The sequence below is a fragment of the Mycobacterium terramassiliense genome (genome assembly GCF_900157385.1).
Lineage (GTDB): Bacteria > Actinomycetota > Actinomycetes > Mycobacteriales > Mycobacteriaceae > Mycobacterium > Mycobacterium terramassiliense.
This window is the reverse complement of record NZ_LT717700.1, coordinates 603,756-618,961: the sequence shown is the minus strand read 5'-3', so window position 1 is coordinate 618,961 and position 15,206 is coordinate 603,756. Positions and strand designations below refer to the sequence as shown.

Sequence of the window (15,206 nt, the reverse complement as noted above, 5' to 3'; positions counted from 1 at the left end):
TAGTTACCGGCCGGTACGGCCATACTGGTGAAATGAAGCCGGATTACGACGTCCTGATCATCGGTTCGGGATTCGGGGGCAGCGTCAGCGCGCTGCGGCTGACGGAAAAGGGCTACCGGGTGGGCGTCCTGGAGGCCGGCCGCCGCTTCTCCGACCAGGAGTTCGCCGAGACGTCGTGGGACCTGCGCAAGTTCCTGTGGGCGCCCAAGCTCGGCTGCTACGGCATCCAGCGGATCCACCCGCTGCGCAACGTGATGATCCTGGCCGGCGCGGGCGTGGGCGGGGGTTCGCTCAACTACGCCAACACCCTGTACGTGCCGCCGGAGCCGTTCTTCAAAGACCAGCAGTGGGCGCACATCACCGACTGGCGTGACGAGCTGATGCCGCACTACGAGCAGGCCCAGCGGATGCTGGGCGTGGTCGAGAACCCGACGTTCACCGACGCCGACCGCCTCGTCAAGGAAGTCGCCGACGACATGGGCTGCGGCGACACCTGGGTGCCCACGCCCGTCGGGGTGTTCTTCGGCCCGGACGGCACCAAGGCGCCGGGCAAGACCGTGCCCGACCCGTACTTCGGCGGCGCCGGGCCCGACCGCACCGGCTGCCTGGAATGCGGCTGCTGCATGACCGGATGCCGCTACGGCGCCAAGAACACCCTGGTGAAGAACTACCTCGGCCTCGCGGAATCCCATGGCGCGCAGGTCATTCCGATGACGACGGTGAAGGGCTTCGAGCAGCGCCCCGACGGCCTGTGGGAGGTCCGCACGGTGCGCACCGGAAGCTGGCTGCGCCGCGACCGGCGCACCTACACCGCCGAAAACCTGATCCTGGCCGCCGGCACCTGGGGCACCCAGCACCTGCTGTTCAACATGCGCGACAGGGGCAAGCTGCCCCGGCTGTCGAAGCGCCTGGGCGTGCTGACCCGGACCAACTCCGAGTCGATCGTCGGCGCCGCGACGCTCGAGGTGAAGCCCGACCTGGACCTGACGCACGGCGTGGCGATCACGTCGTCGATCCACCCGACCTCGGACACCCACGTCGAGCCCGTGCGCTACGGCAAGGGCTCCAACGCGATGGGGCTGCTGCAGACGCTGATGACCGACGGCGAGGGTCCCGAGGGCACCGACACGCCGCGGTGGAAGCAATTGCTGGAGCAGGGCCGGGAGGACCCGCGCGGCATCCTGCGCATGATCAACGTGCGCCAGTGGAGCGAACGCACGGTGATCGCACTGGTGATGCAGCACCTGGACAACTCGATCACCACGTTCACCAAGCGGGGCAAGCTCGGAATCCGTTGGTATTCCAGCAAACAGGGGCACGGCGAGCCGAACCCGTCATGGATCCCGGTCGGCAACGAGGTCACCCGCCGCATCGCCGCCAAGATCGACGGCGTTGCCGGCGGCACCTGGGGCGAGCTGTTCAACATCCCGCTTACGGCCCACTTCTTGGGCGGCGCGGTGATCGGCGACGGCCCCGAACACGGCGTCATCGACCCGTATCACCGGGTCTACGGCTACCCGACACTGTTCGTGGTGGACGGCGCGGCGATCTCGGCGAACCTGGGCGTCAACCCCTCGCTGTCCATCACCGCGCAGGCCGAGCGGGCCGCCTCGATGTGGCCGAACAAGGGGGAGAACGACCTGCGGCCGCTGCAGGGCGACACCTACCGCAGGCTGTCCCCGATCCCGCCCGATCACCCGGTGGTGCCGGCGCACGCTCCCGGCGCGCTGCGCTGGCTACCGATCGACCCGGTCAGTACCGCGGGCTGACCCCTCGTCGCGGCCCGCGCTCAGCTCGCGATCTCCTCCGGGCTGGTCACGTCGAGCGGGGCGCCGCTGACGACCCGGCTGCGTTGCCCGTGCACGTTGACCGGCACGTCGCCCATCAGCGTGACCCGGTGCATCAGCCGATGCTGGCCGTCGTAGTCGTCGATCGCCCGGTGCTGCGTCGCCCGGTTGTCCCAGATGGCGACGTCGCCATAACTCCAGCTCCAGCGAATGGTGTTCTCGGGCATGGTAATTCGGCGTTGCAGCAGTTCGAACAGCACGCTCGACTCGTAGCCGTCCAGGCCGACGAACCCGCGCACGAAATCGCCCAGCACCAGCGTCCGCTCACCGGTCTCGGGGTGCACCCGAACCACGGGATGCTCGGTCTGGAAGTCCGGCTTGTCGAACGCCTGGCGGAACGCCCGCTGCGCGTCGGTCAAGGCTTCTTCGGTGATGTAGTCGTGGCGGTTGGTGTGCAGCGCCCACAGGTCGTCGACGAGGCACTTCAGCGGCTCGGGCAGGTGCTCGTAGGCCGCCGCGGTGGAGGCCCACAGCGTCGAGCCCCCGTAGCTGGGCAGCGTGACCGCGCGCAGGATCGAGGCGGCGGGGTAGTTCGCGGCGAACGTGACGTCGGTGTGCCAGCGCGTCGCCTTGCCGTAGTCGGAGTTGATCGGCGTGATGATCGGCGCGTTCTTGGCGGCGAGGAACTTCGCGGCGGGGTGCCCGATCGGGGTGCCCAGCAGCCGCGCGAACGCGAGCTGCCCTTCGTCGTCGAGGTGGTCCTGCCCGCGAAAGAAGATCACCTTGTGGGCCAGCAGCGCCCCGCGGATCTCGTCGACGGCGGCCGGGTCGAGGTCGCCGCCCAGGCGCACGCCGTCGAGTCGGGCGCCGATCCGGCTGCCCAGCTTGGTGACGGTGATGGAGTCGGTCATTTCTTTCGTCCTTTTGCGGAGATCTGGTGTAGTCAACTGACTACATGGGTTAGTGTAGTCACGTGACTACACGTTCGGCAAGTGTCAACCGGAAAAATCCCACCGGGCGAGAAGAGGTCGGCGCCGCCATCCTGGAGGCCGCCACCGACCTGTTCGCCGAGCGCGGGCCGGCCGCGACGTCGATCCGCGACATCGCCGCCCGGTCAAAGGTCAACCACGGCCTGGTGTTTCGGCACTTCGGCACCAAGGACCAACTCGTGGGCGCCGTGCTCGATCACCTCGGCGCGACCACGACCGCGTTGCTGCAGAGCGACCCGACCCCCGAGGAGGCGGAGCGGGCGTTGGACCGGCATTTGCGGGTCATGGCCCGCACCCTGCTCGACGGCTACCCGGCGGGGAAGTTGCAGTCCCGGTTTCCCGGCGCCTCGCAGCTGTACGACGACATCCGCCCGAAGCACCCCCCCGGCCCCGACGGAGATCTCAGCGCGCGCCTGGCGGTGGCGAACGCCTTTGCGCTGCAGTTTGGTTGGCGATTGTTTGCCCCTTTTTTACGCTCGGCGGTCGGCATCGATGACCTACCGGACGCCGAACTGCGCCAGGCGATCGTCGGCGAGATGGCCCGGGTCCTCGGACCTCACTGAGTGCGGGCCAGGGCGCGCCGGTGCAGCGGCTCGCGGCCCGGCGGCTGCTGCGGCGCCGGCAGCAGGGGTTTGCGAACGCGCACGGCGACGGTCGTCGGCGCATCGGTGTTCAGCGTGAGTTGCTCGCCGGCGTGCCGGATGGTGAGTTCGTGCTCGGGTCCGTCGTCCACGGCGTAGGTGACCTCGGAGTGGTTGACGTCGACGGTGAGCCGAAAGTCGCGCCACCGCAGCCGGAACCGGAGCCGCGAAATGCCGTCGGGCAGTTGGGGATCCAGCGAGAGGATGCCCTCGTCGTCGCGCAGGCCGCCGAACCCCACGACCAGCGTCATCCAGGCCCCGGCAAGCGAGGCCATGTGCAACCCGTCGCGGGTGTTGTGGTGCAGGTCGCGCAGGTCGATCAGCGCGGCCTCGTAGGCATAGTCGTGGGCCAGCTCCAGGTGGCCGACCTCGGCGCACATCACCGCCTGGGTGCAGGCCGACAGCGACGAGTCGCGCACCATGCGCCGCTCGTAGTAATCGACGTTGCGCGCCTTCTGTTCGGGCGTGAAGGCGTGGCTCTGCCATTGCATCGCCAGCACGAGGTCGGCCTGCTTGATCACCTGGGCGGGGTAGAGCCGCACATAGGCCTCGTGCAGCAGCAGGGGATAGGTGGTGTTCTTTTCGAAGTCCCATTCGGCGAAGGTGGTGAACCCCTCGCACTGTTGGTGGACGCCCAGTTCGGAGTCGTAGGGGATGTTGACGGCGTCGGCCGCGTCGCGCCAGGCGGCGGCCTCCTCGGTGGTGACGTCCAGCGCCGTCGCCTCTTCCGGGTGGCGGTTGCAGGCGTCGGCGGCGGTCACCAGGTTGTGCGCGGCCATTAGGTTGGTGAAGACGTTGTCGCGCACGACCGCCGTGTACTCGTCGGGTCCGGTGACGCCGTCGAGGTGCCAGACGCCGTGCCGGTCGTGGTGCCCGAGCGACATCCACAGCCGGGCGGTCTCGACCAGCACCCGCAGGCCGCAGTCGCGCTCCAGGTCGTGGTCGCCGGTGACGGTGCGGTACCGCTCGAAGGCCATCGCGATGTCGGCGTTGATGTGCCAGGCCGCCGTGCCGGCCGGCCAGTACGCCGAGCACTCCTGCCCGCGGATGGTGCGCCACGGGAAGCTGGCCCCCTCCAGGCCGAGTTCGGCCGCGCGCTCCTTGGCGAGTTCCAGCGTCGACGCCCGCCAGCGCAGCGCGTCGGCGACGGTGTGCGGCGCGGTGTAGGTCAGCACCGGCAACACATAGGCCTCGGTGTCCCAGAAGGCGTGGCCGTCGTAGCCGGTTCCGGTGAGCCCCTTGGCGGCGATCGCGCGGCGTTCGGCGCGGGCGCTGGCCTGCAGCAGGTGGAACATCCCGAACCGGACGGCTTGCTGGGATTCGGGGTCGCCCTCCACCTCGACGTCCGCGTTCTCCCAGAAGTCGTCCAGGTAGGCCCGTTGCGAGTCCAGCAGCCCCTGCCAGCCCGTGTAGCGGGCGCTGTGGATCGCGGCGGCGGCCTGGTCGCGCAGCGCGGGGCGCGAGCGCATGCTCGACCAGCCGTACGCCAGGTACTTGACGATGCGCAGCTTCTGGCCCTTGCGCAGCCCGCAGATGACCGTGGTCCGGGCCAGGTCCGGGCGGGCGTCGGTGCTGAACTCGACGCGCCCGGGGACGTCGATCTCGTGATCCATCGCGGCGGACATCATCAACGCGCTGGACCGGGTCCGGTGCATGAGAAGCGCTCCGGTTTCGGTGTTTTCGTGGTCGACGGCCTCGAGCGGGTTTTCCAGGATCGCCGACACCCGCGGGTCGTCGGAGGTCTGCGGCTGGTCCTCGTTGGTGACCAGTTCGGACTGCACGGTCACCCGCACGAATTCCTCGACCGCTTCCACCACGTACTCGATGGCCGCGACGCCGCGCTGCGCCAGGGAGACCAGCCGGGTGGACACGACCCTCACCTGTTTGCCGTTGGGCGAGCGCCAGTCCGCGCGCCGGGTCAGGGTCCCGGCTCGCAGGTCGAGCACCCGCTCGTGGGAGAGCAACTCGCCGTAGCGGACGTCGAACGGCTCGTCCTCGACCAACAGCCGGATGATCTTGCCGTTGGTGACGTCGACGATCGTCTGGCCGGCCTCCGGATAGCCGAAGCCGGCCTCGGCGTAGGGCAGCGGCCGGATCTCGTAGAAGGAGTTCAGGTACGTTCCCGGCAGGCCGTGCGGCTCGCCCTCGTCGAGGTTGCCGCGCAGCCCGATGTGCCCGTTGGACAGCGCGAACAGGGATTCGGACTGGGCGAGCAGGTTCAGGTCGAGGCGGGTCTCGCGGATCTGCCACGGTTCGACCGGAAACGCCTCCTCGGTGATCATGACTGCAGCAGCTCGGCGAGGTCGGTGACCACGACGTCGGCGCCGTTGCGGCGCAGGTCCTCGGCCTGGCCCACCCGGTCGACGCCCACCACGTAGCCGAAGTTACCGGCCCGGCCGGCCTGCACGCCCGACAACGCGTCCTCGAACACGGCCGCCGCGTCGGGGCCGACGTCGAGCAGCTCGGCCCCACGCAGGTAGGAGTCCGGGGCCGGCTTGCCGGCGATGTGTTCCTCGCGCAGCGTGACGCCGTCGACCCGCTGCTGGACGTACCGGTCCAGACCGGTGATTTCGAGGACGTCGCGGGTGTTGGCGCTGGAGGACACCACGGCGATCCCGAGGCCCGCGGCCGAGACCGCCTCCAGGTAGCGCCGCGAGCCGTCGAAGACCTCGACGCCGTCGTCGTGCAGGACCTTTTGGAACATGTCGTTCTTGCGGTTGCCCAGGCCGTAGACCGTCTCGGCGTCGCCCGGATCGTCGGGGTCGCCGTCCGGCAGCTCGATGCCGCGGCTTTCCAGAAACGAACGCACCCCGTCTTCGCGCTTCTTGCCGTCGACGTATTTGCGGTAGTCGGTGGCCGGGTCGAACGGGACGAACTCGTCTCCGGTTTGCTTGGCCCGTTCGGACAGGTAGGCGTCGAACATGGCCTTCCAGGCCTTCGTGTGGACGCTCGCGGTATCGGTGAGCACACCGTCGAGGTCGAACAGGCAGGCGTGGACCTTCTCTGGCAGACCCAGCACGGTGGACCTCACTCTCTCGGCGGTGGGCGGCTACTTGGTGCGATACCCACTCCACCATGCCGGGATGCGTGCCGCCAATGGTCGCCTGCCCTTGCGAAGGCCGCTTACGTCTCGTTGAGCAAGCCGCGCTCGATGAGGTCGAACACCTGGGCCCGCGCGAATCGGACGGCCGCGGGGCTCCTGGGCAGCGGTCCATCCAGTAGCAGGCCGGCCAGGCCGTGCACCGCCGACCAGGCGGCCACCTCGGCCCCCGGCCTGCGGCGAGCATCCAGCAGACCGGCGGCTTGGGCTTCGTCGAGCACTTGACCGAGGACCTCGAAAGGGTCCGGGCCCGTTGTCGCTTGATCGCGCTCCGCGCCGGGGGATGTCGCGGGATGCGAGGTGAACGCGGTGCGAAACAGTCCCGGCTCCGACATCGCGAAGTCGATATACGCGGCGCCGACCGCGCGCAGCCTCTTGCGGGGGTCGCTCGTGCGATTGACGCGTCGGCGCATTTGCGCGGCGAGCTCGCCGCGCGCATAGCTTGACACCTCGGCCAGCAGCTCCTCGCGGTCGGCGAAGTGGCGGTAGGCGGCCGAGTGTGACACCCCGGCGGCCCGGGCCGCCTCACGCAGGATCACCCGATCGGGTCCGCCCTCGCGGGCCAAGGCGATGCTCGCCTCGATCAGGGCCGAGTGCAATGCGCCGTGGTGGTAGCCCTTTTTGGCGGGGGTGCCGGGCGAACTCATGCCATCACGATCTCACGTCACCGCAATGTTGACAACGGTCACATCTCGGCCGCATACTGCAGATGTAACCATTGGTCACATTGTCGCGGATCTGACAGGAAGGAACTCCCATGCAAAACACACGTGTGCTGGTCACCGGCGCGACGGGAAGGATTGGCGGCGCGGTTGCGGCCCAATTACTGGAAAAGGGCGTTGCTACGAGGGCATTGGTGCGTCGCGACGACGCGCGCAGCGCTCGGCTGCGCGCCTTGGGGGCCGAGGTCGTTGTGGCGGATATGCTGGACATCCAACAGGTTCGGGCCGCGGTCGACGGCGTGGATCGACTGTTTTTCAACCCTCCGTACCACCCGCACGCACTCGACAGTGCGGTCACCTTTGCCGTGGCCGCGCGCGGCGCCGGCGTGGAGGCGGTGGTCGCGTTGGGTCAGTGGCTGGCCAGCCCCGAGCATCCGTCGCTGATGACGCGCCAGCACTGGTTGTCCGACAAGCTGTTTCAGTTGCTGCCCGACACCGCCCACGTCGCGGTTGATCCCGGATTCTTCGCGGACAACTATTTCCAGGTGCTGCCGGTCGCGGCCCAACTCGGGGTGTTGCCGACGCCAAGGACCGGGGGACGACTGAACGCGCCCCCGTCCAACGAGGACATCGCCCGGGTCGCGGTGGGCGCGTTGCTCGACCCGCACCGCCATGACGGTCGCGCCTACCGTCCAACCGGGCCAAAGCTGTTGTCCGGTGCCGACGTTGCCGACGCGGTGAGCGAGGCGTTGGGCCGCCCGGTCCGGCTCATGGAAATTCCCCCGTGGATGTTCATGCGAGCGGTGCGCCTGAACGCCAAGCGACTCGGCGCCGACATGTACTTCGAGTCCGGCTTGCGCCATTACCTGCCCGAGACCGCCCTGGGCAGCTGGGAGGTGGGCGGACCGACCACTCATGTGCGTGATGTCACCGGGGTCGAACCCGAAGACTTTCTCACCGTCGCGCGCCGCTACGTCAAAGCGGCGGACACCCGGCGCACCGCGGGAAAAGTGCTGCGCGAGATCGGAAATCTCATGTTGACCGGGTTGATACCGGCGCACCGGCTCGATCGCTTCGACCGGCGCCAGCAGCATCCCCAGCCTGCGCGGCCCCGGTATTCGGGCGAGTCGGCAGTGTGGCACAACGAGCACGACCCGTCGGCTGACCCCGCCCAATATCGGTTTGGCCGGGCCGCGATCCCGTCGTCCTAGTCGCCCGCGCCGCGAGAGCGCGGTCGCGCAGGGCCGAGGCCGGCGTGCGGCCACCGGACGGCCGTGAGCAGCCCGAGCACGACCACGCCGGCGCGCTGCGGTGCTCGTCGCGCATCGCGGTGGCCATGGTGAGCGTCGCGCCGAAGTGCGCGGCGTTCCCGGAGGGGTCGAAGTCGAGGAGGAGTCGGTTGGCGAATGGGTCGAGCGGCGTCCCAGTCGAAGAGCGGGTCGGCGAGTCACCGCCAACAAGAGGTCGGGCACGAAGAACAGCAGGTCCCGATGGCGGTCGACCGGATCACCGGCAGCCACGCCCTCGCGCGGCTTTGGTTCATGAACCGGGTCGGCCGTCCCGGATGATGCGGACCATGTCGGTCGGGCGTTCGAGGGCCGAGAAATGGCCCGCGCCGCCCACCGTGATGGCCCGGACACCGAGTAGGCGTGCGACCTGCTCGCGATCCGCCGGGCGCGACCAATCGTGCTCGCTGTAGACCAACGTGACCGGTGTCTCCACCTGCGCGTAGCGGCTTTTCGCGTCGATCAGCCCGGTGAGGATGCGCATGATGGCCCGGTTCACCCTGGGATAGCCGGGCCGCCGGCCGCTTCGGCGCAGTTCGGCAACCAGGTCCTTCGGCAACGCGTGGTGGTCGGCGAAACCGCCCCGCAGCACGCCTTCGAGGATGGGCCGGTTTTCCAGGCGCGCGAAGATGGGCCCCGATCCGGGCAGGCGGACGCCCGTCCCGATCAGGCGGGCAAACCAGTTGCCGCGTTCCAGGCCGCTCGGGTAGTCGTAGGGGTTGAAGGCCACCACGTTGCGCACCCGGTCCTTGAGCTCGATCGAGGCCAACAGCGCGAGCGCGCCCCCCATCGATTCGCCGGCCAAAGTGACGTGATTCAGGTCGAGCGCCGTGATGAATTCTACGATGGCGGCGCGTAATTCGGGTTCGCCGTACCGGGCGCCGGGCACGATGTCGGACCAACCCATACCGGGCAGATCGAGCGCGTAGAGCGTGAACTCGTCCCACAGCGCGGGTATCACACGACGGAAGTAGTCCAGCTGGGTGCGCACGGTATGGAGCAGGACGAGCGGGGGGCCGGTTCCCGCCTGGTAGTAGCGCAACCGGGTGCCGTCGGAGCGCGGGAGGAACGTGACCGCGCCGCGCCCGCCGCTCCAGGTGAGCGTGTAGCGCTGGTCCGGAACGTCGTGGGTCCGCATGGCGCTCAAACTTTGGCCACGGCCTGGACGGCCCGAAGCCGTCCGTCCGCCAGCGCGGTGGTGAGGTTCTCGGCCTTCCGCTGGAAGTCGGTGACGAAGGCGTGCAGGCCCAGCGGATTGGCGGGTTGGGCCAGGACGGTCCGCATGATCGCGGCCGCATCCTCGGTGAGGTCGTTCCAGCGGTCGACGGTGAACCCGGCGGACTCGACGGCGGCGCGCAATTCGTCGGGAGTGGCCAGGTGGCTGTTGTCCGGGTGGTCGGCCCAGGGCAGCGGGTAGTCGAGCTCGTCGCCGTCTCCGAGCGTCCCGGGTCTTTCAATCGTGATGTCCCACAACGCAAGCCGCCCGCCATCCTGGAGTACCCGCCGCGCCTCGGCGTACAGGCGCGCCTTGTCGGGGATGTTCATTTGGACGTGCTGGCTGACGGCGACGTCGAAGGTGGCGTCGGCGAAGGGCAACTCGGTGACGTCGGCGCGGTGAACCGAAATGAGGCGGTCGAGGCCGACAAGGCGATTGAGCCAGCGGTTCGTGTCGCAGTACTCGTCGGTCAGGTCGACGGCGGTGACCTCGCAGCCGTACCGGTCGGCGACGTAGCGGGCGGTGCCACCGACCCCGCTGCCGGCGTCGAGCACCGCGCTCTGGCCGGTGATCTGCGCCAGGTCCACCAGCTGGGCGGTGGCGATGCGGCCCATGGTGTGGAAGTCCTCCAACAGCGCCAGGTCGGCGGGTGCGAGGCGATCGAGGTCCTTCCCGGCGGAGCGCAGCGCACGCTCGATGTTGGCGCGCGACAGGCCGGTCGAATACTGCTCCTGGATTGCGTTGCTCATTTCCGCACCCACGCCGTGATGATGGGGGGCATCGTAATGAGGGCGTCGGCCGCGAGTGCCTGCTCGCGGAAGCGCGGCACGAAGTTGTCGATGTCGGCGACCTCGTCGATGGCGAAGCCGCCCTGTTGTTCGATGGGGGACACCAGCCGCCAGACCTCCGCGGCGTAGGCCAGGATGTCGGCATCGTCCGCCGTGCCGACCGGGGCGCCGAGCGTCAGCCGGGGCGTGCCCAGGCCGGCGTCGGCGAAGATCGCGTGCAGCGTGGTGCCGAACCGCCCGCTGAGCCCCATGGCCTCGAAGGCTCGCACGATGCCGCCTATCACCTGGCCGAACAGCGGAAGGTCCGGAACGGTGTACGCCGCGGCGATGTCGTTCTCGGAGAACGCGATCACGCCGCCGGGTCGCACGAACGAGCTGAGCCGTCGTAGCGCGGCGGCCGGATCGGGCAGGTGCATCAGGATCAACCGGCCGATGATCGCGTCGACGGGCTCGTCCAGTTCGATCGAGTCGATTGCGGAGTGGATGAAATGCACCGTGGACAGGCCCTGTTCGGCGGCGCGGGCGCGGGCCAGCTCGACCATCTGGGGAGCGGCGTCCACTCCCAGGACGCTTCCCGCGGTACCGACGAGCCGGGCGGCGACGAACGACACGTCACCCGGCCCGCTGCCGATATCGAGCACCCGCATGCCCGGCCGCAGCCCGGCGACGCGCAGCGCGTGCTCGGTGTAGCGGTCGTACAGCCGGCCCTGCAGGAGCAGCCGCTGCACCTCGGCGTCGGCGTGCCCCAGGACATATGTGCTGCCGCTCGCTGCGGCGGATGGCGTTGTGGTCATGCTTTTCGTGCCTTTCTTCGTCGGGGGTATTAGGTCGTGGCCAGTGCGGGGGACGGATCCTCTTGCGGCGCGCGTGCCGGCAAGAGCCAGGCCACGACGATCGCCGCGCCCAGCGCGATGCCGGCGCAGACCAGCGAGCTCACCTGTAGGCCGTCCAGGAACGCATGATTGACGGCGCCGCGGACGTAGCCCGCCTGTTGCGCGGGCAGTCGCTGGATCACGGTGTGCGCCAACGCCATCGAGTGCCGCATGGCCTCGGCGGGCAAGCCCGGCAAGGCCGTGGTGCCGAGCCGCCCGGAGTACACCGACGCGAAGATGCTGCCGGCGATGGCCACGCCGAGGGTGCCGCCGAGTTCGCGGGTCGTGTCGTTGACGGCTGAGCCGATGCCGGCCTTGTCGGCGGACAGCGATCCCATGATGGCCTCGGTGGCCGGCGAAACGGTCAGGCCGAGTCCGCCGCCGAGCAGCAGCATCTGCACGCCGATCTGGGTGTACGGCGTCGCGGCGTCGGCGGTGGATGCCCAGGCCAGCCCGGCGGCGAAGACGGTCAGGCCGGCGGCGACCACGGCGGTGGTGCCGACCCGTTCCACCAACCGGGGACCCGCGATGCTGGCCAGCGCGATCGAGGCGGCGACGGGCAGCAGGCGCACGCCGGCCTGAAATGCCGTGTAGTCCTTGATGAATTGGAAGTACTGGGTGATGACGAAGATGAAGCCGAACAGCGTCAAAAAGCCGGCGGTCACCGCCAGGCTGCCGCCTGAGAACCGGCGGTTGCCGAACACGGATACGTCCAGCATCGGGTGGGTGCTGCGCCGTTCCCACGCGGCGAACCCGGCGAGAACGACTGTGGCGAGCGCAAACCCGGCCGCGGTCCGGACGTTGGTCCACCCCCAGGTGGGCGCCTCGATCACCGTGTAGACCAGCGTCGTGATTCCCGCGGTCGACAGGACCAGGCCGCCGACGTCGATGCGGGGCGCCGCCGGGTCGCGCGAGGTCGGGACGAACAAGGCGCCGCCGAGGATGGCCAGTGCCGCGATCGGAATGTTCACCATGAAGATCGAGCCCCACCAGAAGTGGGCGAGCAGCCAGCCCCCGCTGATCGGTCCCACGGCCACCCCGACACCCACCATCGCGGCCCACAGCCCGATGGCCTTGGCGCGCGGCCCCGGGTCGGTGAAGATGTTGGTGATCAGCCCCAGGGTGGTCGGGAAGATCACCGCCGCGCCCACACCCATCGCGGCGCGGGCCGCGATCAGCGCGTCGGCCGAATTCACCTGTGCCGCAACACCGGAAGTCAGGGCGAACAGGGCCAAGCCCAGGCTCAGCGACCCCCGCCTGCCGAAGCGGTCGGACAGGCTGCCGGCCGAGAGCAGCAGGCCCGACATGACCAGGGTGTAGGCGTCGACGATCCATTGCAGCTGGGCGGTGTCGGCGCCGAGTTCGCGCGACAGGGTTGGCAGCGCGACGTTGACGATGGTGGCGTCGACGCTGATGACGAAGACGCCGAGGCAGATGACACCCAGCGCGGCGATCGGCCGGTTCCGGAATAGCGGGTCTGTACGCATGGACAAGACGCTAAAGCTAATAGACAAATAAATCAAGTAGTAAGTTGAAAAAGATGTCTTCCGCAGGTAGGCTGGCCTGGTGGCTTCCCGCAGGAACTACAACCAGAACTGCCCGATCGCGCGCGGCCTCGACGTCCTCGGCGAGCGGTGGACGCTGCTGATCCTGCGCGAGCTGGTCGGCGGACCCCGCCGATACGGGGACCTGCGCGACGCGTTGCCCGGGATCGCGACCAATCTGCTCGCCGAGCGCCTCAAGGAATTACAAGAGGCCGGGGTGATCGACCGGACCGATCTGCCCGCCCCGATCGGGCGCACCGTGTACACGCTTTCCGACATGGGCTGGCAGCGCGTGCTGCCGGTGTTGCGCAGCTTCGCGTGGTTCGGGCTGGACAGGCTGGACCCGATCGGGGACGGCCCGGCATCGCCACTGAACGGATTTCTGGCCGGCTTCCTGCTCGGCTTCGATTCGGGTGGCGCAGCCGGCCTGGAAGCGACGATTCGCATCGAAATCGACGGCCGCCGTTTCGAATTCGCGGTGACGCAGGGTCGGCTCGCCGGCGCTCGCGGCGAGCCCTCGGTGACGCTGACCGCCAGCGCCGCGGACCTGGTCACCGCCCGCCTCGGGCCGAGCGAGGCCAAACGCAAGGCGGCGCTGCGGCGCGTCGAATTCAAAGGCGACCCCGAGGCGGTTCGCGCGGTGCGTCAGGCGTTCGCGCTGCCTGCGTAGGCCAGCACCTCGTCAACCGTCCACTGGTCGTTGGCGTGGCGGCCGCGCTTGCAGGCCAGGACCCGGCCGTCCGGGCCGATCAAAAAGTCGGCCGGCAACCCCAGATGGCCGCCGGTCGGATGCATGTTTACCGTGCCCATCCCACCGCGGATCGCCGCTGCCAGTGCGCGGGGGTGCAATACGGAACGCGGCGAGGTGCCGACGCCGAACTCGGCGTAGAGCGCCTTGTCCGGGTCGCCGATCACCGCGAACGGCAGTTCGCCGACATAGCGCCGCAACTCCTCGTCGGTCGAGTGGAATACGACGACCTCGCGCACCCCGGCACCGGCGATCTCGTCGTGCCGTCGGACGATCGACTGCAGGTGAACGTTGCAGATGGGGCAGCCGGCGAAGCGCCGAAACTGCAGATGGACGCGTCGCTTCGGATCCGGAATCGCGACAGCCTCGCCACAAACGCTGAGCACCTCGCGCGGTGCGACGAGCCTCACCAGGACACCGGAAGTTCGACGAGGCCACCGGCGAGCACGTCGCGCCGCGTGGGCAGCGTTGCGGGATCGACGGTCAGGCGCATGGACGGGAATCGTGGAATCAATTGCCCGAAGACCGTTTTGAGTTCTATGCGCGCCAGCGGGGCCCCGATGCAGTAACGTGCGCCGTGCCCGAACGTGAGGTGGGCGGTCTCCTTGCGGGCGACGTCGACTCGTTCGGGGTGAGCGAACGCCGCCGGGTCGTGGTTGGCGGCTCCGATGTCCAGGAGCACGAGATCTCCGGCGTGGATGGTGACGCCCTCGATGTCGAAGTCGGTGCGCGCGTAGCGAGGAACACCGCCCACCCCGCCGCCGCTCTCCGCCGCCCGCAACAGCTCCTCGACGGCGTGCGGGATCCGCGCAGGGTCATCGACGAGCGCCTGCCACTGATCGCGATGGGTGAGCAAAAGCATTGTTCCGAGCCCGATCTGGACCACCGTGGTCTCATGCCCGGCGAACAGCAGGAACATCGACATCATGGCGGCCTCCTCGTCGGAGACACCGTCGGTCGCGCACAGCCGCGATATCACGTCGTCGCCGGGCTGGGTGCGCTTCCGCTCGACCAACCCGCGGCCGTAATCGAACAGTTCGGCCAGCCCGCGCTCGGAGCGGGCGTGGTCGCGCACGTTGCCGGCTTCCTCCGCCCACGCGCGGAACTGATCGCGGTCGGAATACGGCACCCCGAGCAGTTCGCAGATCACGAGGATCGGCAGCGGCACCGCCAGCCGCGCGAGCAGATCGGCCGGGGGGCCCTGATTCGCCAGGTCGTCCAACAGGCCGGCGGTGAGCGCCGCGACCCTGGGTTCCAGCGACCGCAGGTGCCGGAGCGAGAAATGGGGCTGCAGCAGCGCCCGCATCCGCGCGTGGTCGGCATCCTCGGTGTCGAAGTCGCCCAGCGGGCCACCGAACAGCGCGGATTCCCCCGTGCGCGAGGCCGTTTCGGGCTTCCGATGGGAGCGACCGAGGCGATCGTCGTCGAGCAACCGTCGCACCTGGGCGTAGTCCGTGACCAGCCAGGCCTCGCCGCCCATCGGCGTGCGCACCGGATGCATGGGTGTCATCGGACCGCCTTGTATAGGGTCAGATATACAAGATTACTTGTACACTGCGCTCTAGACAACAGA

14 protein-coding genes are annotated in these 15,206 nt (G+C 69.0%); 4 read left to right on the top strand and 10 right to left on the bottom strand.

Features of this window, described 5'->3' with window-relative positions; all coding sequences use genetic code 11:
- Nucleotides 1-32 precede the first annotated feature (32 nt).
- Nucleotides 33-1,769 carry a GMC oxidoreductase gene (locus MTAB308_RS10990; protein WP_077099472.1) on the top strand — a complete coding sequence of 579 codons (1,737 nt, stop codon included), beginning with the start codon at nt 33-35 and terminating at the stop codon, nt 1,767-1,769.
- 20 nt (nt 1,770-1,789) lie between these two features.
- Here the strand turns inward: MTAB308_RS10990 and MTAB308_RS10985 are convergent, their stop codons facing one another.
- On the bottom strand, nt 1,790-2,698 hold the full coding sequence (locus MTAB308_RS10985) for a TauD/TfdA dioxygenase family protein (RefSeq protein ID WP_077099471.1): 909 nt from the start codon (nt 2,696-2,698) through the stop codon (nt 1,790-1,792).
- 62 nt (nt 2,699-2,760) lie between these two features.
- On the opposite strand from MTAB308_RS10985, the gene MTAB308_RS10980 reads away from it, so the two are divergent.
- Nucleotides 2,761-3,339 (top strand): TetR/AcrR family transcriptional regulator, encoded by a 579-nt coding sequence (locus MTAB308_RS10980; protein ID WP_077099470.1) that lies wholly within the window; start codon nt 2,761-2,763, stop codon nt 3,337-3,339.
- Here the strand turns inward: MTAB308_RS10980 and MTAB308_RS10975 are convergent.
- The 3 genes from MTAB308_RS10975 to MTAB308_RS10965 form a co-directional block, all read right to left on the bottom strand.
- Entirely contained in the window at nt 3,333-5,699 is a 2,367-nt protein-coding gene (locus MTAB308_RS10975) for a glycoside hydrolase family 65 protein (protein ID WP_077099469.1), read from the bottom strand. The two genes, MTAB308_RS10980 and MTAB308_RS10975, sit on opposite strands and share 7 nt — an antisense overlap.
- Nucleotides 5,696-6,436 (bottom strand): beta-phosphoglucomutase family hydrolase, encoded by a 741-nt coding sequence (locus MTAB308_RS10970; RefSeq protein ID WP_077100125.1) that lies wholly within the window; start codon nt 6,434-6,436, stop codon nt 5,696-5,698. Before MTAB308_RS10970 ends, MTAB308_RS10975 begins: the two co-directional genes overlap by 4 nt.
- Nucleotides 6,437-6,540: 104 nt before the next feature.
- Complete coding sequence (locus MTAB308_RS10965; RefSeq protein WP_077099468.1) at nt 6,541-7,164, bottom strand: TetR/AcrR family transcriptional regulator; 624 nt, start codon at nt 7,162-7,164, stop codon at nt 6,541-6,543.
- Between the two features lie 110 nt (nt 7,165-7,274).
- On the opposite strand from MTAB308_RS10965, the gene MTAB308_RS10960 reads away from it, so the two are divergent.
- Entirely contained in the window at nt 7,275-8,390 is a 1,116-nt protein-coding gene (locus tag MTAB308_RS10960) for an NmrA family NAD(P)-binding protein (RefSeq protein WP_077099467.1), read from the top strand.
- A gap of 328 nt (nt 8,391-8,718) precedes the next feature.
- On the opposite strand, the gene MTAB308_RS10955 is transcribed toward MTAB308_RS10960, so the two are convergent.
- The 4 genes from MTAB308_RS10955 to MTAB308_RS10940 are packed head-to-tail and all read right to left on the bottom strand — an operon-like array spanning nt 8,719 to nt 12,828.
- Nucleotides 8,719-9,603 (bottom strand): alpha/beta fold hydrolase, encoded by an 885-nt coding sequence (locus MTAB308_RS10955; protein WP_077099466.1) that lies wholly within the window; start codon nt 9,601-9,603, stop codon nt 8,719-8,721.
- 5 nt (nt 9,604-9,608) lie between these two features.
- On the bottom strand, nt 9,609-10,430 hold the full coding sequence (locus tag MTAB308_RS10950) for a class I SAM-dependent methyltransferase (protein ID WP_077099465.1): 822 nt from the start codon (nt 10,428-10,430) through the stop codon (nt 9,609-9,611).
- Nucleotides 10,427-11,263: a class I SAM-dependent methyltransferase gene (locus tag MTAB308_RS10945; RefSeq protein ID WP_077099464.1), complete on the bottom strand. Its 837-nt coding sequence runs from the start codon at nt 11,261-11,263 to the stop codon at nt 10,427-10,429. Before MTAB308_RS10945 ends, MTAB308_RS10950 begins: the two co-directional genes overlap by 4 nt.
- 29 nt (nt 11,264-11,292) lie before the next feature.
- Complete coding sequence (locus tag MTAB308_RS10940) at nt 11,293-12,828, bottom strand: MFS transporter (RefSeq protein ID WP_077099463.1); 1,536 nt, start codon at nt 12,826-12,828, stop codon at nt 11,293-11,295.
- Between the two features lie 79 nt (nt 12,829-12,907).
- Between MTAB308_RS10940 and MTAB308_RS10935 the strand changes: the two genes are divergently transcribed.
- Nucleotides 12,908-13,555: a winged helix-turn-helix transcriptional regulator gene (locus tag MTAB308_RS10935; protein ID WP_077099462.1), complete on the top strand. Its 648-nt coding sequence runs from the start codon at nt 12,908-12,910 to the stop codon at nt 13,553-13,555.
- Here the strand turns inward: MTAB308_RS10935 and MTAB308_RS10930 are convergent.
- Nucleotides 13,531-14,043, bottom strand: a complete 513-nt coding sequence (locus MTAB308_RS10930; protein ID WP_077099461.1) for a peroxiredoxin-like family protein — start codon at nt 14,041-14,043, stop codon at nt 13,531-13,533. The two genes, MTAB308_RS10935 and MTAB308_RS10930, sit on opposite strands and share 25 nt — an antisense overlap.
- Complete coding sequence (locus MTAB308_RS10925; protein ID WP_245831369.1) at nt 14,040-15,143, bottom strand: cytochrome P450; 1,104 nt, start codon at nt 15,141-15,143, stop codon at nt 14,040-14,042. Before MTAB308_RS10925 ends, MTAB308_RS10930 begins: the two co-directional genes overlap by 4 nt.
- Nucleotides 15,144-15,206 lie beyond the last annotated feature (63 nt).